At 67.5% G+C, this 17,621-nt stretch carries 11 protein-coding genes; all 11 read right to left on the bottom strand.

Features of this window, described 5'->3' with window-relative positions:
• Window positions 1-41: 41 nt before the first annotated feature.
• On the bottom strand, window positions 42-3,065 hold the full coding sequence (locus ACS5PM_RS13870; RefSeq protein WP_439388232.1) for a hypothetical protein: 3,024 nt from the start codon (window positions 3,063-3,065) through the stop codon (window positions 42-44).
• A 220-nt stretch (window positions 3,066-3,285) separates the two neighbouring features.
• Window positions 3,286-4,572 (bottom strand): MFS transporter, encoded by a 1,287-nt coding sequence (locus tag ACS5PM_RS13865; protein ID WP_439388231.1) that lies wholly within the window; start codon window positions 4,570-4,572, stop codon window positions 3,286-3,288.
• A gap of 846 nt (window positions 4,573-5,418) precedes the next feature.
• Window positions 5,419-6,180 (bottom strand): carbonic anhydrase, encoded by a 762-nt coding sequence (locus tag ACS5PM_RS13860; RefSeq protein ID WP_439388230.1) that lies wholly within the window; start codon window positions 6,178-6,180, stop codon window positions 5,419-5,421.
• A 4-nt stretch (window positions 6,181-6,184) separates the two neighbouring features.
• Entirely contained in the window at window positions 6,185-6,931 is a 747-nt protein-coding gene (locus tag ACS5PM_RS13855) for a peptidylprolyl isomerase (RefSeq protein ID WP_439388229.1), read from the bottom strand.
• Window positions 6,931-7,749, bottom strand: coding sequence for a respiratory nitrate reductase subunit gamma (narI, locus tag ACS5PM_RS13850; RefSeq protein ID WP_439388228.1), 819 nt, complete (start codon window positions 7,747-7,749; stop codon window positions 6,931-6,933). Before narI ends, ACS5PM_RS13855 begins: the two co-directional genes overlap by 1 nt.
• Entirely contained in the window at window positions 7,746-8,459 is a 714-nt protein-coding gene (gene narJ, locus ACS5PM_RS13845) for a nitrate reductase molybdenum cofactor assembly chaperone (RefSeq protein ID WP_439388227.1), read from the bottom strand. The genes narI and narJ overlap by 4 nt, the downstream gene beginning before the upstream one ends.
• Before the next feature lie 14 nt (window positions 8,460-8,473).
• Entirely contained in the window at window positions 8,474-9,997 is a 1,524-nt protein-coding gene (narH, locus tag ACS5PM_RS13840) for a nitrate reductase subunit beta (protein WP_439388226.1), read from the bottom strand.
• Window positions 9,994-13,788 (bottom strand): nitrate reductase subunit alpha, encoded by a 3,795-nt coding sequence (locus ACS5PM_RS13835; protein WP_439388225.1) that lies wholly within the window; start codon window positions 13,786-13,788, stop codon window positions 9,994-9,996. The genes narH and ACS5PM_RS13835 overlap by 4 nt, the downstream gene beginning before the upstream one ends.
• A gap of 111 nt (window positions 13,789-13,899) precedes the next feature.
• On the bottom strand, window positions 13,900-15,288 hold the full coding sequence (locus tag ACS5PM_RS13830) for a NarK family nitrate/nitrite MFS transporter (RefSeq protein ID WP_439388224.1): 1,389 nt from the start codon (window positions 15,286-15,288) through the stop codon (window positions 13,900-13,902).
• Between the two features lie 27 nt (window positions 15,289-15,315).
• Entirely contained in the window at window positions 15,316-16,635 is a 1,320-nt protein-coding gene (locus ACS5PM_RS13825) for an MFS transporter (RefSeq protein ID WP_439388223.1), read from the bottom strand.
• An 836-nt stretch (window positions 16,636-17,471) separates the two neighbouring features.
• Window positions 17,472-17,621, bottom strand: a 150-nt coding sequence (locus ACS5PM_RS13820; protein ID WP_439388615.1) for an IS3 family transposase, incomplete at its 5' end; no start/stop codon positions are given.

The following is a 17,621-nucleotide window of genomic DNA, read 5'->3' as shown; positions in this document are numbered from 1 at the left end:
AAAAGCCCGGCCGGAGCCGGGCTTGGATCACGCTGTGGAACTCATTGGCAAGCGCCGGGCCGGTTGTTGTTGTAGTCGTCCAGCGTCTTGGCCGTGTTGTTGGCCGTCGTGGCATCCGCCTTCGACACCTTGCCATGAGTCGTGCCGTTGAAGTTGTACGTCGACAGCAGGCCGTTGGCGGTGTTGATGGCCGTGGTCACCTTCGGGCAGGTGTACGCACCGGCGCCGATGTTCAGCTCGGCCGCCACGAGCTGCGCTGCCATGTTGAACAACGGGTCGCTCGATTGGCTCTTGCCAGCGAAGTTCTTCTTGCTCAGCAGGCTCACCGCGTGCGGGCAGTCCCGCGTGGCGTTGGCGTTCTCGCCCCGCATGCCGACGACGCCGTCGATGACCGAGGTGACGCCGTTGGGCGTGCCGGCGAAGACACGCTTGCCAGCCTGGTACATCGTGTACATCGTCTGGTCGAGGGTCGGCTTTTGCTTGCCCTTGCTTTGGGCGCAGCTGGCCCAGTTTCTCCAGAAGCCGATCGTCAGCGCGCGTCCTCCCGGCGGCGGCGAGTTGTCGATCGTGAAGGTCTTGGTCCCACCTGCGCCCACCGTGAAGTTCCCGCACAGGATGCTGTTGTCCACGTCGGGGTTGGCCGGCACGCCATCCGGCGGCATGAACGCGTTCGGCACGAAGTCGCCGAGCGTGGTCAGCCATCCGGGCATCACGATCTCGCACAACTGGTAGGTCTGGCCCGGCACCAGCGCCGTGGCGAAGTTCAGCACGCCACCGTTGCCGGCGTTGGCCACCAGCTGCTCGAGGGTCGTGCCGACGTTGATCGGCGTGGCGTCCTTGCGCAACTGGAAGGTGAACGCCTGCGAGCCGGCCGGCGGTGCATTGAGCACCGTCTTCACCACCTTGGCATGGCCGCGCTTGGTGTTCGTGAACGTGCACGAGAAGGTCGTGCCCTGATCCTGCGGCAGGTTCACGGTGAAGGCACAGATCGGCGGGTTGCCACCGCCGCTGGGCACGGCGCTGGTCTCGTCCCACCCGGTCTTCTGGGTCTCGGTGACCGTGTAGTAGCCCTCCAGGTTGATCGGCACGCCGAAATTGACGTAGCCGGCACCGGCGCCCGCGCTGACCTGCACGCTGCCGAAGGCGCCCGGGCCGGTCAGCGTGAACGTCCAGTTGTAGTCCGGATCGCCGCCGGTCAACACCGGGTCGGTGATCTTCTGCACCTGGGCCTGCGGGAAGGCACCCTGGCGGATCTCGTTGACGAAGGAGGCCGTTCCCGTGCAGTGGGCGACCACGTCATCCGCGTCGGCGCTCAGGTCCACGGCCCGCTGGTTGCCGCCGACCGGTGTCAGCCCGGCATCGAAGCTGCACGACGAGTCGTTGCAGCCGTTGGGGAAGAACACCGCGGACGTTTCCGTGACGGTGTACACGTCAGGCACGAGGCCGGTCAGGTCGGTGCTCTGCGAGGTGGCTCCGCCTCCCGTGAAGGTCAGCGTGACGTCCCGCGAGTACGTCGCATCGTTCGCCCGCGAGATGTGGAAGGTCACCTCGATCCGCTCGCCAGCCCCCAGGATGGCGGGGATCACCTTGCTCAGCGTGAGCTTGGCCTTCGCACTCGAGACGATGTTCACGTTCACCGGGCCGGACTGCAGCGCGATCGGCACGGTGTCCGTCGTCACCAGGTAGGCCGTGTCACTCAGCGTGCCGCTGGTGATCTTCTTCGGCGACAGCATGACCGTCTTGTCGAACACCACCTGGCCGCTGCTGGTCTGGATGTCCGAGGACCACAGCACCGGGCCGACCGTGGGCGTGCCCGCGGTGTAGTTGGTGTAGGCACCGATGTTCGGCGCGGCGGCCGAGAAGGTCAGCGCCGAGCCGGTGATGGACTCGCTGTCGGTGATGTTCGCCGCCGTGTTGGCATCCACGCCGGCCGCGATCTGCGTGCTGGCGGTGGCGGTGGTCGTTCCCGGCACCGGCAGGCCCGTGGCCTTGTCGGTGTAGGTGGCGGTGGCGACGTCGTTGAGGTAGTCGCCGACGGCACCGGCCACGTTCGGCGGCAGGGATACCGTGTGCGTGAGCACCAGCGACTCGGTGACGGCAGGCACGTCGACGTTGCCCGAATTGGCGGAGTCGAGCGGCGTGTTCTGGTCCGTGCCCTTGTAGATCACGTCGGTCACGTTGACCGTGATCGTGCGAGCCGCGGGGTTCTTCGCATACACGTGGGTCGTGATGTTGACGTTGCCCTGCGTGCCCGCGGAGCGGGTCCAGGTGACGGTGACCTGCACCGGCAGCGAAGTGGTTGGGTTCGCCGAGCACATGTCGCCGAAGTCCAGCTTGTCGGTGCTGGCGGTCTTCTGCAGCGTCCACTGGTGGTCGCTGTCGGCCTTGGCGCTCATGTCCTTGCGCAGGCTCTGCGGCAGGATCTCATTGACCGGGATCGACACTTCCTTGGATCCGACGCCGCCGGTCCCCAGGTCCTCGTTGAGCAGGTTGAAGTGCAGTGATGCCCCGGGATACAGGTGCGATCCAAGGGCCAGGCGCGCATAGAAGTCGTACACGCAGGTCGTGTTGCGCGACTGGGTGACGGTGATCGTGCGGTACAGCGTCGTACCGGTCCCGCCCACGCCGGGAGTCTTGTAGGCCGGTGCGCTCGATATCGCCGCCGAGCACGAGCCCGCCGACTTGGCCGCATTGAGGGTCAGCTCGGACAACACGTCGTAGCCCGGCCGGCCGGCATCCATGTTGTCGACGGCGACGACGAAGGCATGCACCTGAATCGCGGGCGCCGAGTTGCCGGCATCGAGGGTCACGCGCCCGGGCACCAGGTCGAGCTCGTTCCAGGTCTTGCCGAGGTTGCCTGTGGTGTACAGGTTGTCCGGGCAGATGAACGGCCCGTTGTCCGGGAACGTCACCGGGTTCTGGGCGGTGGGCCGACAGCCTTCCAGCGTGTAGCTGATGCCGACGCCGGCCGCGGCCGACGCAGGCGGCGAGGCCAGAGCCCACAGGCACGCGGCCGAGAAGGCGAGTGCCAGCCTGCGCGTGAAGCGCATCTCGAAGCAGGACATTTTTGTTCCCCTCCATTCACGGGCAGGCTGCGGCGCAGCGCTGCCATGGAACGCCGCACCCGCGCCGCGGGCCGGCAGGCGTTGCGCGCATGTGCGGGCAGGCCGGGCGAGGCAGGTGTGGGGGCAAGGTAGCCAGGCGCCAAACTTGCTGCAATGGCCCAAATGGGTAAGGCGGGCGAGGTACCTTAGGGGGGCCTGCTGGGCTGACCGGTCCGCCGCCCTACTTGAACGCGGCCGGGTATTGCAGGCGATACCAGTCGCCGATCGCAGCATGGTCGAGGCTCAGGAATTCCTTCAGGCGCGGGACGGCGAGGAAGCCCAGGACGCAGGTGGCCATGAGCAGGCCCCAGGACGTGTACACCCAGGTCACGCTGTAGCGCGCCAGGGCCATCCCGACCAGGGCCGGGCCGATGGCGCCGGCGACCTGCGTGGTCATCGAGGCGGCGGCGAACATGCGCACGCGGTACTCCCGGGGGATGGCCAGCGCGCGATGGGTGGCCCCCACCAGGGCCATCGAGGCGTTGCAGAAGCCGGCGATCGTGAGTCCCAGCAGCATGAGGTACGGCGAGGCGACCCAGCCGACGAACGCAAGCGCGATGCCCTCGAGGAACCCCAAGCCCACGCGGACGCGGTACCGACCGAAATGGTCGACGAGCCTCTGCGAGCCGAAGATGCTGCCGAGCAGCACGCCGAGCGACAACGCCCCCAGGCCCAGGCCGAGCCAGTGGCCCGGCAGTCCGAGCGAATGCACCTTGATCGGGATGAGCAGGCCGACGGCTGGACCCTGGAAGATCCACACCGCGAAGTTCACCAGCGTCCAGCCTCGTTCCATCGGCACCAGCCACTTCGCGGCGAGACCTGCGCGGAGCTCGCTCCACCACCCACCGAGTCCCTTGCGTTGAGACCGGGAGGCCGTGGCTCGCGGGATGCGGGAGCCCGTGACCAGGGCCACAGCCAGCAAGCCGCCGTAGAAGCACAGGGCTCCGGTGACGCCCGCCGATCCCATCGCTGCGCCAGCCAGAAGCGGACCGAGGATGCCGCTGATGGCCAGCGTTGTCTTGCGCATGCGGATCGCTACCGGCAGCTGCGCCTGTGGCAGGAGTTCGGTCAACACGGCGTCGCGTGCGGGGTTCACGAACGATGCAGCCAGGACCTGCACGACGGCCAGCGTCGTGAGGGCAGGCAGGCTGAAGACGCCGGCGAACGAAAGGCCGACTTGCGCTGCGGCCACCAGGCAGAGGCAGCCGAGTCCCCAGGTGATCTGCCTGCCCTTGCAGATCCGGTCACCGAAGGGAGACACGGCGGGCGCGACGAAGAAGGTCGCGATCGCCAGCGTGACACTGAAGGCCGCGATCGCGTGGGCGCCACCACGGCTGGTGATCCACCAGGGGAGGATCACCACCGCACTCAGTTCAGAGAGCAGGAAGAAGAAGTCGGTCAGCAGCACGACGCGCAGCGCGCGATTCGAGACGAAGGCTTCACGGATCTCGGCTGGGAAGACATTCATGCGCGCGCAGCGTAGCAGCTGCGTTATGCGAGGCTTCGACAAGCTCAGCCCGAACGACGGGGAATCACCGCCCCTCCCCATCCGTTCTCCCTGAGCTTGTCGAAGGGCCGCTGGCATGAAGGCTTCGACGGGCTCAGCCCGAACGGCGGGGAATCAACGCTCCTCCCCATCCGTTCACCCTGAGCTTGTCGAAGGGCCACTGGCACAAAGGCTTCGACACGCTCAGCCCGAACGGCGGGGAATCAACGCTCCTCCCCATCCGTTCACCCTGAGCTTGTCGAAGGGCCGCTGGCATGAAGGCTTCGGCAGGCTCAGCCCGAACGGCGGGGAATCACCGCGCCTCCCCATCCGTTCACCCTGAGCTTGTCGAAGGGCCACTGGCATGAAGGCTTCGACAGGCTCAGCCCGAACGGCGGGGAATCACCGCGCCTCCCCATCCGTTCACCCTGAGCTTGTCGAAGGGCCACTGGCATGAAGGCTTCGACAGGCTCAGCCCGAACGGCGGGGAATCACTGCTCCTCCCCATCCGTTCACCCTGAGCTTGTCGAAGGGCCGCTGGCACAAGGCTTCGACAGGCTCAGCCCGAACGGCGGGGAATCACTGCTCCTCCCCATCCGTTCACCCTGAGCTTGTCGAAGGGCCGCTGGCATGAAGGCTTCGACAGGCTCAGCCCGAACGGCGGGGGAATCACCGCTCCTCCCCATCCGTTCACCCTGAGCTTGTCGAAGGGCCGCTGGCATCAAGGCTTCGACAGGCTCAGCCCGAACGGCGGGGGAATCACCGCTCCTCCCCATCCGTTCACCCTGAGCTTGTCGAAGGGCCACTGGCACGAAGGCTTCGACAGGCTCAGCCCGAACGGGTGGAGGTCGAAGAGGGTCGGCCCGAAGGGGCAGCGAGACAGGCCGAGTCGATTTCGTTGAAGATGGCGCCCTCCTCGGCTTCGCCCAGGCCCGCATACGGCCCGGTGCCGGCATGATCGGCAAGCGAAGCGGGCACGAATGCGCCGGCGGCGACGTCGAAGACATGCACCTCGCCGTCCTCGATCACGTAGTGCCAGCCGTGCAGCGAGAGCTCGCGTGCCTCCACTCTCCGGCGGACCATCGGGTAGTCCATCAGGCGTTCGAGTTGAAGGACCACCGCGCGCTGCTCGGTGCGTCGCAAGGCCTCTGCCGTGGGCTGCACCGGCAGCGTGGCGTCGCGCCCCAGGTCCAGCCAGGCGCGCAGATTGATGGCCTCGGGCGAGACGTCTTCGTATAACGCCTTGATCGCCCCGCAATGGCTGTGGCCGCAGACCACGATGCGGCGGACTTTGAGGTTCAGCACCGCGAACTCGATCGCGGCCGCGGTGCCGTGATGGCCGAGCGCGCCGTGACCGTTCGCCTTCGTGCCGCAACACGGCGGCACGAAGGCGCCCACGTTGCGCACCATGAACAGCTCGCCCGGCCCGGCGCCGGTGAGCAGATAGGGCACCAGGCGCGAATCGGAGCAGCCGATGAACAGCGTCGTCGGATGCTGGCCGTCGTCGACCAGCGCCCGGAAGTGCGCCTCGTGGCGCGGGAAGGCGTCGTCGTGGAAGCGCCGCAGGCGTTGCAGCAGCTCGTCGGGCATGGGGCTACTGGACCAGCGGCGTCTCGGCCGCCTCCAGCGACACGCCTTCGAGCTCGGCCTCGCCGGCCAGCAGCTGCAGGTACTGGCGCAGGGCGTTGATCCAGGCCTGCTGCTTAAGCGACAGCACCACCGCGCCCCGCACCTCTTCGAAGGCAGGCGCGCGGCCGGGATCGCGCTCCAGCAGCTCCACGACGTGCAGGCCGAAGCGGCTGTGCACCAGGCGAGGCAGCACACCGAGACCCTCGTGGGCGAAGACCTCGCGGGCGAACTCGGGCGCGCAGTCGGCGCGGCTGAGCCAGCCGAGCTCGCCGCCCGCCTCCCGGCTCGGGCAGTTGGAGTGGGCCTCGGCGGCGCGGGCGAAGGCCTCGCTCGCGGTCTCGGCGCAGCGCAAGTCGAGCAGCACGCCCTCGGCGTGGCGGCGCAGGGCCTGCACGTCCACGCCCGGCGTGACGGCAAACAGGACGTGGCGAAGGCGCAGCCGGTCGCCCTGGACGTAGGCGGTGCGGTTCGCCTCGTGGTGGCGGCGCAAGGCTTCTTCACTGGGCTCGGGCACGTGGAGCTCGCGCTCCAGCAGGGCCTCGATCGCGTCGCCGCTGGAGCGGCCATCGAGCAGGCCGGCACGCTCGGCTGCCTGTCGAAGCAGCTCGGTGCAGGCCCGCTGGCGCAACGTCGATTCGTCGAGATGTTCTTCGGGTCCGTTCAGCGCGATGCCGTTGACGCGGGCTTCGGGCAGCAAAGTGGTCGGGTTCATCACTTGCCCCTCCCGGCGGCCGGACGCACGGCCACCGTCGGCGGCACGGCGGGTGCGGCGGCTGGCGCCGCGGCGCGGCTCGGCGTCGGCAAGCTGCGGCGCGAGGCCAGGTGCCCGGCCGGCAGGTTCAGCCGCCGGCTGCGCACCAGCTGGTAGGGCCTGAAGGCATAGACCACCGTCGCGAAGCCGCTCCACACGTGCACCAGCCGGGTGAACGGGAAGATCAAGAACACCGTCATGCCGAGGATCATGTGCAGCTTGAACACCGTGTCGACATCGGCAATCAGCTCGACGCCGCCGGCGCGCAGCGTGACCACGCGCTGCGCCCACTCGGCCAGCTTCAGCATCACGCTGCCGTCCAGGTGGTGGGCCGACAGCGGGATGGTCGCCAGGCCGAGCGCGAATTGCAGCCACAGGATCACCAGCAGCGCCACGTCGCTCGACTTCGAGGTGCGGCGGATGCGCGGGTCGGTCAGGCGCCGATGCAGCAGGATGCTCACGCCGGCGAAGCCCAGCAGGCCGAACAGGCCGCCCGTGACCATCGCCACCACCTGCTTGCCGCCGGAGGAGATGAAGGGCTCGTAGACCGCGTGCGGCGTCAGCATGCCGACCGTGTGCCCACCGAGCAGGAAGAGGATGCCGAGGTGGAACAGGTTGCTGCCCCAGCGCAAGGAGCCGGCGCGCAGCAGCTGCGACGAGTCGCTCTTCCACGAGTACTGGTCGCGGTCGAAGCGCAGCAGGCTGCCGACGAAGAAGACCGTCAGCGCGATATAGGGGTAGTAGCCGAAGAAGAAGGTGTCGAACCACGAGGCGTTCACAGCGACGCTCCTTGCACGGGGGTGGTCGAGGAAGGTGACTTGCGCACGATGTGGATGGGCTGCGGCGTGTCGGGCCGCGCCTGGCCGCGCGTGGAGCAACCGTCGAACGCGGGCGGCTCGGCCCAGGCCTCGTCCATCTCGGGCTCGGGCGCGACCGGCACGGCCTGCACCCGCTCGCCCGCCAGCTCCAGCACCGCCGCGATGACGCTCGCATACGGGCTTTCACGCTGCAGCAAGGCGCTGAAGATGGCCGTCAGGATGTGCGCCATCTCGGCCAGGAACTCGCGCGCCGCGGCATCCGGCTGGGTGGAGGCGTACTCCAGCACCACCGGCAGGTGGTCGGGCAGCTCTTCGCCCTGCAGCACCAGGCCGGCGCGCTCGTAGGTCTGGCCCAGGTCGACCAGGGCCGGGCCGCGCTCGCGCGAGTCGCCGTGCACATGCTCGAACAGGTGCAGCGAGGTGGCGCGGCCGCGGTCGAAGGTGTCGACATAGCGGCCTTCCGCCTCGAACGGATCCATGGCGCCGAGCTGCCGGGCGAGTGCCGCGATCTCGGCCAGGCGCGCCGGCTTGAGCATGCGCTCGGTGTGCAGGACGGTGACGATGGCGGGCAGCGCTTCGCGCAGCTCGGCCCCGGGGTAGCCCAGCAGTGCCGCGAGGGCCCGCAGGGTCAGGCGCTGATGGTGGCCTGGACGGTGGCTTGTCTTGCTCATGTTGTTGTCCCTTTTCACACCGTCGCCTGGATGGGGATGGTGCGGCGCTTCTTGCCGCCGAAGAGCGACGTTTCCGTCTGCCCGTCGGAGCAGCCGTTGCCGAACGAGAAGCCGCAGCCGCCGCGCATGTCGAAGGTGTTCTCGGCGTACTCGCGGTGCGTCGACGGGATGACGAAGCGATCCTCGTAGTTGGCGATCGCCATCACCTGGTACATCTCTTCGACTTCGTCGACCGTCAGGCCCGCCGACTTCAGCGCCGAGAAGTTCTCGATGCCGTCGACGTGCTTGCCGCGCTGCCAGGCCCGCATGGCCAGCATGCGCTCCAGCGCGCGGATGACCGGCGCGGTGTCGCCCGCGGTCAGCAGGTTGGCCAGGTACTGCACCGGGATGCGCAGCGACTTCACGTCCGGGATCTCGCCGTTGATGCCGATCTGGCCGGCGTTGGCGGCCGCGGTGATGGGCGACAGCGGCGGCACGTACCAGACCATCGGCAGCGTGCGGTACTCGGGGTGCAGCGGCAGGGCGATCTTCCACTCCATCGCCATCTTCCACACCGGGCTCTTCTTCGCAGCCTCCAGCCAGGCCTCGGGGATGCCGTCGGCGCGGGCCTGCTCGATCACCTTGGGGTCGTTCGGGTCCAGGAAGATGTCGCACTGCGCTTGGTACAGGTCGCGGTCACGCTCGGTGCTCGCAGCCTCGGCGATGCGGTCCGCGTCGTAGAGCATCACGCCGAGGTAGCGGATGCGACCGACGCAAGTCTCGGAGCAGACCGTCGGCTGCCCGGCCTCGATGCGCGGATAGCAGAAGATGCACTTCTCGGCCTTGCCGCTTTCCCAGTTGTAGTAGATCTTCTTGTAGGGGCAGCCCGAGACGCACATGCGCCAGCCGCGGCACTTGTCCTGGTCGATGAGGACGATGCCGTCCTCCTCGCGCTTGTAGATGCTGCCGCTGGGGCACGAGGCCACGCACGCCGGGTTCAGGCAGTGCTCGCACAGGCGCGGCAGGTACATCATGAAGGTGTTCTCGAACTGGCCGTAGATGTCCTTCTGCACATCCTCGAAGTTCGCGTCCTTGGAGCGCTTGCTGAACTCGCCGCCGAGGATCTCCTCCCAGTTCGGGCCCCACTCGATCTTCTCCATCCGCTGGCCGGTGATCAGGCTGCGCGGGCGCGCGGTGGGCGCGGCCTTCGATTCGGGCGACGACTGCAGGTGGTCGTAGTCGAAGGTGAAGGGCTCGTAGTAGTCGTCGATCTGCGGCAGGTTGGGATTGGCAAAGATGCGCATCAGCAGCTTCCACTTGCCGCCCTGCCTCGGCTCGATCGAGCCATCCGGGTTGCGGATCCAGCCGCCGTTCCACTTGTCCTGGTTCTCCCACTCCTTGGGGTACCCGATGCCGGGCTTGGTCTCGACGTTGTTGAACCAGGCGTACTCCATGCCCTTGCGATTGGTCCAGACGTTCTTGCAGGTGACCGAACAGGTGTGGCAGCCGATGCACTTGTCCAGGTTCAGCACCATGCCGATCTGTGCGCGGACTTTCATTGCGAGGCTCCTTGTTCTTCGGCGGCGACCACGTCGTCATCCAGCCAGTCGACCTTGTTCATCTTGCGCACCAGCACGAACTCGTCGCGGTTGGTGCCTATGGTTCCGTAGTAGTTGAAGCCGTAACTCAGCTGCGCATAGCCGCCGATCATGTGGGTCGGCTTGGTGACGATGCGGGTCACCGAGTTGTGGATGCCGCCGCGCTGGCCGGTGATCTCGCTGCCCGGCGTGTTGATGATCTTTTCCTGTGCGTGGTACATGAGCGTCATGCCCGGCTTCACGCGCTGGCTCACCACCGCCCGCGCCGCGATGGCGCCGTTGGCGTTGAAGAGTTCGATCCAGTCGTTGTCGACGATGCCGGCGTCCTTCGCGTCGTCCTCGCTCAGCCACACCACCGGCCCGCCGCGGTTGAGCGTGAGCATCATCAGGTTGTCGCTGTAGGTGGAGTGGATGCCCCACTTCTGGTGCGGCGTGATGAAGTTGAGCGCGATCTCCTTGTGGCCGTTGGGCTTGACGCCGCCGAAGCCGCGCAGCGCCTTCATGTCGATGGGCGGGCGGTAGCTGGTGAACTCCTCGCCGAAGGCGCGCATCCAGGGGTGGTCCTGGTAGAACTGCTGGCGGCCGGTGAGCGTGCGCCAGGGGATCAGCTCGTGCACGTTGGTGTAGCCGGCGTTGTAGGAGACTTTCTCGCTCTCCAGCCCGCTCCATGTCGGCGAGCTGATGATCTTGCGCGGCTGGGCCTGCACGTCGCGGTAGCGGATCTTCTCGTCCTCGCGGTGCAGCGCCAGGTGGGTGTGGTCGCGGCCGGTGATCTTGCCCAGCGCCTCCCAGGCCTTGACCGCCACGTGGCCATTGGTCTCGGGCGCCAGCATGAGGATCGTCTCGGCCGCATCGATGTCGGTCTCGATCTTCGCCATGCCCTTGGTCGGGCCGGCCGTGTGCACCTTGCCGTTGAGCTCGGCCAGTTGCCGCACTTCGTCCGCCGTGTTCCAGCCTATGCCCTTGCCGCCGTTGCCCACCTTCTCCATCAGGGGGCCCAGCGCGGTGAAGCGGGCGTAGGTGTTGGGGTAGTCGCGCTCGACGACGGTGATCTGCGGCGCGGTCTTGCCGGGGATGAGATCGACCTCGCCGCGCTTCCAGTCCTTCACATTCAGGGCCTGAGCGAGCTCGGCCGGCGTGTCGTGCATCAGCGGGGTCAGGACGACGTCCTTCTCGACGCCGAGGTGGCCCACGCAGACCTCGCTGAAGGCCCTGGCGAAGCCCTTGTAGATCTCCCAATCGCTCTTCGCCTGCCAGGCCGGATCCACCGCGCAGGACAGCGGGTGGATGAAGGGGTGCATGTCGCTGGTGTTGAGGTCGTTCTTCTCGTACCAGGTGGCCGTGGGCAGCACGATGTCCGAATACAGGCACGTGGTACTCATGCGGAAGTCGAGCGTGACCAGCAGGTCGAGCTTGCCCTCGGGGCCGTGCTCATGCCAGTGCACCTCGTCGGGCTTCGCATCATCCGGCCCCAGGTCCTTGCCCTGCACGCCATGCTCGGTGCCCAGCAGGTGCTTGAGGAAGTACTCGTGGCCCTTGCCCGACGAGCCCAGGATGTTGGAGCGCCAGACGAACATGTTGCGCGGCCAGTTGGCCGGCTCGTCCGGGTCCTCGCAGGACAGGCGCAGCGAGCCGTCCTTCAGCCCGCGCACCACGTAGTCCTTGGGCTCGAGGCCCGCCGCGGATGCCAGGCCGGCGATCGCCAGCGGGTTGGTCTCCAGCTGCGGCGCGCTGGGCAGCCAGCCCATGCGCTCGGCGCGCACGTTGTAGTCGATCAGGCTGCCACCGAACTCCTGGCGGTCGGCCAGCGGCGAGAGGATTTCGCCCACGCCCAGCTTCTCGTAGCGCCACTGGTCGGTGTGGGCGTAGAAGAAGGAGGTGGAGTTCTGCTGGCGCGGCGGGCGGTTCCAGTCGAGTGCGAACGCCAGGGCCGTCCAGCCGGTCTGCGGGCGCAGCTTCTCCTGCCCCACGTAGTGGGCCCAGCCGCCGCCGCTCTGTCCGACGCAGCCGCACAGCATCAGCATGTTGATGATGCCGCGGTAGTTCATGTCGCAGTGGTACCAGTGGTTCATCGCCGCGCCGATGATCACCATGGACTTGCCGCGCGTCTTGTCGGCGTTGTCGGCGAACTGCCGGGCCACGGCGATGACCTGGTCGCGCGGCACGCCGGTGACCTTCTCCTGCCAGGCGGGCGTGTAGGGGGCGTCGTGGTCGTAGCCCTGGGCGCCGTCGCCGTAGCCGCGCTCGATGCCGTAGTGCGCAGCCATCAGGTCGAACACCGTGGCGACCAGCACCTCGCGCTGCTCACCCGCCGGCACGCCCTCCTTGCACAGCCGCAGGCGCTGCACGGGGACCTTGCGCAGCAGCACGTCGCCGCCTTGCTCGTTGGCGTCGAAGTGCGGGGTCTCGATGCCGCCGAAGTAGGGGAAGGCGACCTCGGCCACCTCGTGGGCGCCGCCCTCTTCGATCGACAGGCGCAGCTTCACGTCCTCGCCGCTGCGGGCTTCACGAGCCTCGAGGTTCCACTTGCCGATGTCGTCGCCCTTCTCTCCCCAGCGGAAGCCGATGGAGCCGTTGGGCAGCACGACCTTGCCGTGCTCGTCGAAGGCCAGCGTCTTCCACTCGGCGTTGTTGCCCTGGCCGAGCTGGCCGTTGAAGTCGCTGGCGCGCAGGTAGCGCTGGCTCGCCAGCGCCTTGCGGCCGTCGGGCAGCGTGCGCTCCTCGAGCATCACGAGCATCGGCAGGTCCGTGTACCGACGAACGTAGTCGTCGAAATACTCGCTCCGCCGGTCGAAATAGAACTCCTTGAGGATGACGTGGCCCATGGCCATCGCCAGCGCTGCGTCCGTGCCCTGCTTGGGGTGCAGCCAGAGGTCGGCGAGCTTGCTGACCTCGGCATAGTCGGGCGTCACCGCCACCGTCTTCGCGCCCTTGTAGCGGACCTCGGTGAAGAAGTGCGCATCCGGCGTGCGGGTCTGGGGCACGTTGGAGCCCCAGGCGATGATGAAGGTGGAGTTGTACCAATCGGCCGATTCGGGCACGTCGGTCTGCTCGCCCCAGACCATGGGGCTGGACGGCGGCAGGTCGCAGTACCAGTCGTAGAAGCTCATGCACACCCCGCCGATGAGCGAGAGGTAGCGCGAGCCCGCGGCGTAGCTCACCATGCTCATCGCCGGGATGGGCGAGAAGCCGATGATGCGGTCCGGCCCGTGCTTCTTGGCGGTGTAGACGTTGGCGGCGGCAACGAGCTGGTTCACCTCATCCCAGCTGGAGCGCACGAAGCCGCCGTGGCCGCGCTGGCCTGTCCATTCGGCGCGCTTGGCCGGGTCCTCGACGATGCGGGTCCAGGCCTCGACCGGGTCGTGGGCGATCTGCAGCGCGGCGCGCCAATGCTTGAGCAGCCGTCCGCGCACCATCGGGTACTTGACCCGGTTCGCGCTGTAGAGGTACCAGGAGTAGGAGGCTCCGCGGGCACAGCCACGCGGCTCGTGGTTGGGCAGGTCGGGCCGGGTGCGCGGATAGTCGGTCTGCTGGGTCTCCCAGGTGACGATGCCGCCCTTGACGTAGACCTTCCAGCTGCACGAGCCGGTGCAGTTGGTGCCGTGGGTGGAGCGCACGATCTTGTCGTGCTGCCAGCGGCTGCGGTAGGCGTCTTCCCAGGTGCGGTCTTCGCCGGTGGTCTGGCCGTGGTCGCCGGCGAACGACTCGCGGGGCTGCGAGAAGTGCGTGAGGCGGTCCAGGAAATGGCTCATGGGGTTCTCCGAAGGGTCGGCCTGCAGTCTCGGCAGGCCGGTGCGTTCCGGTGCGACAGCGGCGGAACGATGCGTGTCGCTCGGTAAACGATCTGTGTCAACGGGCCGGGATCAGCACGGCATCGGGGCGTTCTTGCGGCTGTAGAACCACCAGGTGATCGCGACGCAGGTGACGTAGAAGGCGATGAAGCAGTACAGCGCCGCGTCGGGGCTGCCCGTCATCGAGATCGAGGTGCCGTAGCTCTTGGGGATGAAGAAGCCGCCGTAGGCACCGACAGCCGAACTGAAGCCGAGTACCGCTGCCGCTTCCTTGTTGGCATCCTTGATGGCCTGTTCCTTGAACTGCGGGCCCTTGCCCGCGGCTTCGCGGGTGCGTTCGGTCAGGAAGATCACCGGGATCATGCGGAAGGTCGAGCCGTTGCCGATGCCCGAGGCCGCGAACAGAAGCAGGAAGGAAGCGAGGAAGCCGGTGAAGTGGCCGCCCTGGCCGTGCGAGGGCAGGAACTGCAGCACCGCCACCACGCCCACCGCCATCGCGATGAAGTTCCAGAAGGTCACGCGGGCGCCGCCGACCTTGTCCGACAGCCAGCCGCCGACCGGCCGGATGAGCGCGCCGACCAGCGGGCCCAGCCAGGCGTACTGCAGCGCGTTGACGCCGGGAAACTGGCTCTTGATCAGCAATGGGAAGCCGGCCGAGTAGCCGATGAAGCTGCCGAAGGTGCCGAGGTAGAGCCAGCACATCCACCAGTTGTGCTGGCGCTTGAAGATCACCGCCTGGTCGGCGAAGGAGGCCTTGGCTTCGGCCAGGTCGTTCATGCCGAACCACGCAGCCAAGGCGCTGGCGGCAATGAAGGGCACCCAGATGTAGCCGGCGTTCTGCAGCCACAGCACCATGGAGCCACCGACCTTGGTGACCGCCTGCGGCTCGCCGCCGAGCTCGCCGAACAGGCCCATGTTGATGACCACCGGCACCACGAACTGCACCAGCGACACGCCGAGGTTGCCCAGGCCCGCGTTCAGGCCCAGCGCCGTGCCCTTCTTGTCCTTGGGGAAGAAGAAGCTGATGTTGGCCATGCTGGAGGCGAAGTTGCCGCCGCCGAAGCCGCACAGCAGGGCCAGCAGCACAAACACCTCGTAGGGCGTGCCGGGGTTCTGCACCGCCAGGCCGATGCCGCCCGCGGGCAGCAGCAGCGAGGCGGTGGAGACCGCCGTCCAGCGCCGGCCGCCGAAGATGGGCACGGCGAACGAATAGAAGATCCGCAGCGTCGCGCCGCACAGCGCCGGCAGCGAGGCCAGCCAGAACAGCTGGTTGGTCGAGAAGCGGAAGCCCACCTGCGGCAGGTTCACCACCACCACCGACCAGACCATCCAGACGGCGAAGGCGAGGGTCAGCGCGGGGATGGAGATCCACAGGTTGCGCTGGGCGACGGACGATCCGCGCGACTGCCAGAAGCCCCGGTCCTCGGGGTTCCATTGCGCGATGAGGGAGGTAGAAGCCATGAAGTGCTCCTTGAAGGGATGAGGGAGTCAGGCGGCCGCGGCGGCGGCGGTGTCGCCCATGAGGCGGGTGCGGCGCACTTCGGTGAAGTACATCCAGATGAGCGAGACCCAGACCACGCCGTACATCAGCATGAAGGCCGAGGAGCGCACGCCCGTGAAGTCCAGCAGGGCGCCGAACATGATCGGCAGGACGAAGCCGCCCAGCCCGCCGGCCAGGCCGACGATGCCGCTGATGGCGCCGATGTTGGTGGGGTAGTCGTCGCTGATGTACTTGAAGACGCTGGCCTTGCCGAAGGCCCAGGCCACGCCCAGCACGGCCATGATGGCGGTGAAGGTGTAGACGTTCAGGCCGATGTGGAAGGTCTGCGGGCCCTTGACGGTGAGCACGGTGAAGTCGGTCTGCGGGTAGCTCAGCAGGAACAGGCAGATCCAGCTCACCCACATCACCCACCAGGTGACGCTGTGGGCGCCGTACTTGTCGGACAGCCAGCCGCCGATGGCGCGCAGCACGCCGCCGGGCAGCGAGAAGCAGGCGGCCAGCAGCGCGGCCACGCGGATGTCCAGGCCGTACTCGCCGACGTAGTACTGCACCATCCACAGGCTCAGGCCCACGTAGCCGCCGAAAACGATGGAGTAGTACTGGCAGTACTTGAGGACCTTGGGGTCCTTCAGCGCCTTGAGCTGCTCGCGGAAGCTGATCGCCGAAGGCACCTGGTGCGCCGGGTCGCTCGCGCTGAACAGCCAGAACAGCACCAGCGTGCCGAGCATGATGGCCGCGTAGACCTGCGGCACCATGGCCCAGCCGAAGGCCACGACGAGCGCCGGTGCGACGAACTTGTTGACCGCCGCGCCGGAGTTGCCCGCGCCGTACACGCCCATCGCCAGGCCCTGGCGGCTCTTGGGGAACCAGCGGGCGACGTAGGGCGTGCCGACCGAGAACGAGCCGCCGGCCAGGCCGACGAACAGGCCGATGGTGAGGAAGTGCCAGTACTGCGTGGCATAGCTCATCAGCCAGATGGCCGGCACGGTGGCCGCCATCAGCAGGGCCATCACGATGCGGCCGCCGAAGCGGTCGGTCCAGATGCCCAGCGGCACGCGCACCAGCGAGCCCGTGAGCACCGGCATGGCGGTGAGCAGGCCGAACTCGGTGGCGTTGAGGTTGAGCGCCTTCTTGATCGGGATGCCGATGACGCCGAACATCATCCACACCATGAAGCACACGGTGAAGGACAAGGTGCTGACGACGAGCACCGACATCGCGCGGCGCGAGGCCTTGGCGGGCGCGGTGCGTGCTGCCGCGGGTGTGCGTGCGGCGACGTGTCGGTGGGGATGGGTGGCGATGGCCATTCGTGGCTCCTTCTTGGGTGATGTCACTTTGCCGCGTTAGGTCCGCGGCGTGCATCCACCGGTGGGGGTGAGCCAGGAGTGCCGGAAGTGGGATGCCTCCGGGTGGGGGCATACGCCTGAAGGAGTAGTGGGCGGGGGTCGTGGGCGGGGCTTGCGCGGCGTCAAGGCTTTCGTCTTCGCGGCGTGCGACAAACCCCACCCTCCGTTCGCCCTGGGCTTGTCGAAGGGGCCGTTCATCTGGAACTTCGCGAAGGACATTCGCACCGCGCCGGCTTCGACAGGCTCAGCCCGAACGGGGTGGGGACTCAGGCCGAACGGATCCCATTTCCGTTCACCCCGAGCTTGTCGAAGGGCCCATTCATCTCCACCTGGCCGAGGGCATCGCATCTCGCCGGCTTCGACAGGCTCAGCCCGAACGGGGTGGGTACTCAGCCCGAACGGACCCCACCTCCGTTCACCCTGAGCTTGTCGAAGGGGCCATTCATCTCCACCTGGCCAAGGGCATCGCATCTCGCCGGCTTCGACAGGCTCAGCCCGAACGGGGTGGGGGCTCAGGCCGAACGGACCCCACCTCCGTTCGCCCTGAGCTTGTCGAAGGGCCCATCCATCTCCACCTGGCCAAGGGCATCGCACCGCGCCGGCTTCGACAGGCTCAGCCCGAACGGGGGTGGGGACTCAGCACAAACGGACCCCACCTCCGTTCGCCCTGAGCTTGTCGAAGGGCCCATTCATCTCCACCTGGCCGAGGGCATCGCATCTCGCCGGCTTCGACAGGCTCAGCCCGAACGGGGGTGCGGACTCAGCCCGAACTGCCGTGGTCAAGCCATTCCGGACACTCAGATAGGTAGGGAAGCGCGCTGAACCAGAAGGCAGCGCTCGTAGTCGGCAGGTGAGCGATAACCCAGCGTGGAGTGCAGCCGCGTGGGGTTGTAGAAGCGGACGATGTAGTCGGCGATGTCGTTCTGGGCCTCGGCGTGATTGGCGTA

Source organism: Ideonella flava (assembly GCF_051857595.1).
In the GTDB taxonomy this organism is placed as follows: Bacteria; Pseudomonadota; Gammaproteobacteria; order Burkholderiales; family Burkholderiaceae_C; genus Ideonella.
The sequence above is the reverse complement of the archived record's forward strand: the minus strand, read 5'-3'. Positions and strand labels throughout refer to the sequence as shown.

Coding starts and splice junctions, on each gene's coding strand:
- ACS5PM_RS13870 (WP_439388232.1), bottom strand. CDS start 3,065: ATGTCCTGCTTCGAGATGCGCTTCACGCGCAGGCTGGCACTCGCCTTC.
- ACS5PM_RS13865 (WP_439388231.1), bottom strand. CDS start 4,572: ATGAATGTCTTCCCAGCCGAGATCCGTGAAGCCTTCGTCTCGAATCGC.
- ACS5PM_RS13860 (WP_439388230.1), bottom strand. CDS start 6,180: ATGCCCGACGAGCTGCTGCAACGCCTGCGGCGCTTCCACGACGACGCC.
- ACS5PM_RS13855 (WP_439388229.1), bottom strand. CDS start 6,931: ATGAACCCGACCACTTTGCTGCCCGAAGCCCGCGTCAACGGCATCGCG.
- narJ (WP_439388227.1), bottom strand. CDS start 8,459: ATGAGCAAGACAAGCCACCGTCCAGGCCACCATCAGCGCCTGACCCTG.
- narH (WP_439388226.1), bottom strand. CDS start 9,997: ATGAAAGTCCGCGCACAGATCGGCATGGTGCTGAACCTGGACAAGTGC.
- ACS5PM_RS13835 (WP_439388225.1), bottom strand. CDS start 13,788: ATGAGCCATTTCCTGGACCGCCTCACGCACTTCTCGCAGCCCCGCGAG.
- ACS5PM_RS13830 (WP_439388224.1), bottom strand. CDS start 15,288: ATGGCTTCTACCTCCCTCATCGCGCAATGGAACCCCGAGGACCGGGGC.
- ACS5PM_RS13825 (WP_439388223.1), bottom strand. CDS start 16,635: ATGGCCATCGCCACCCATCCCCACCGACACGTCGCCGCACGCACACCC.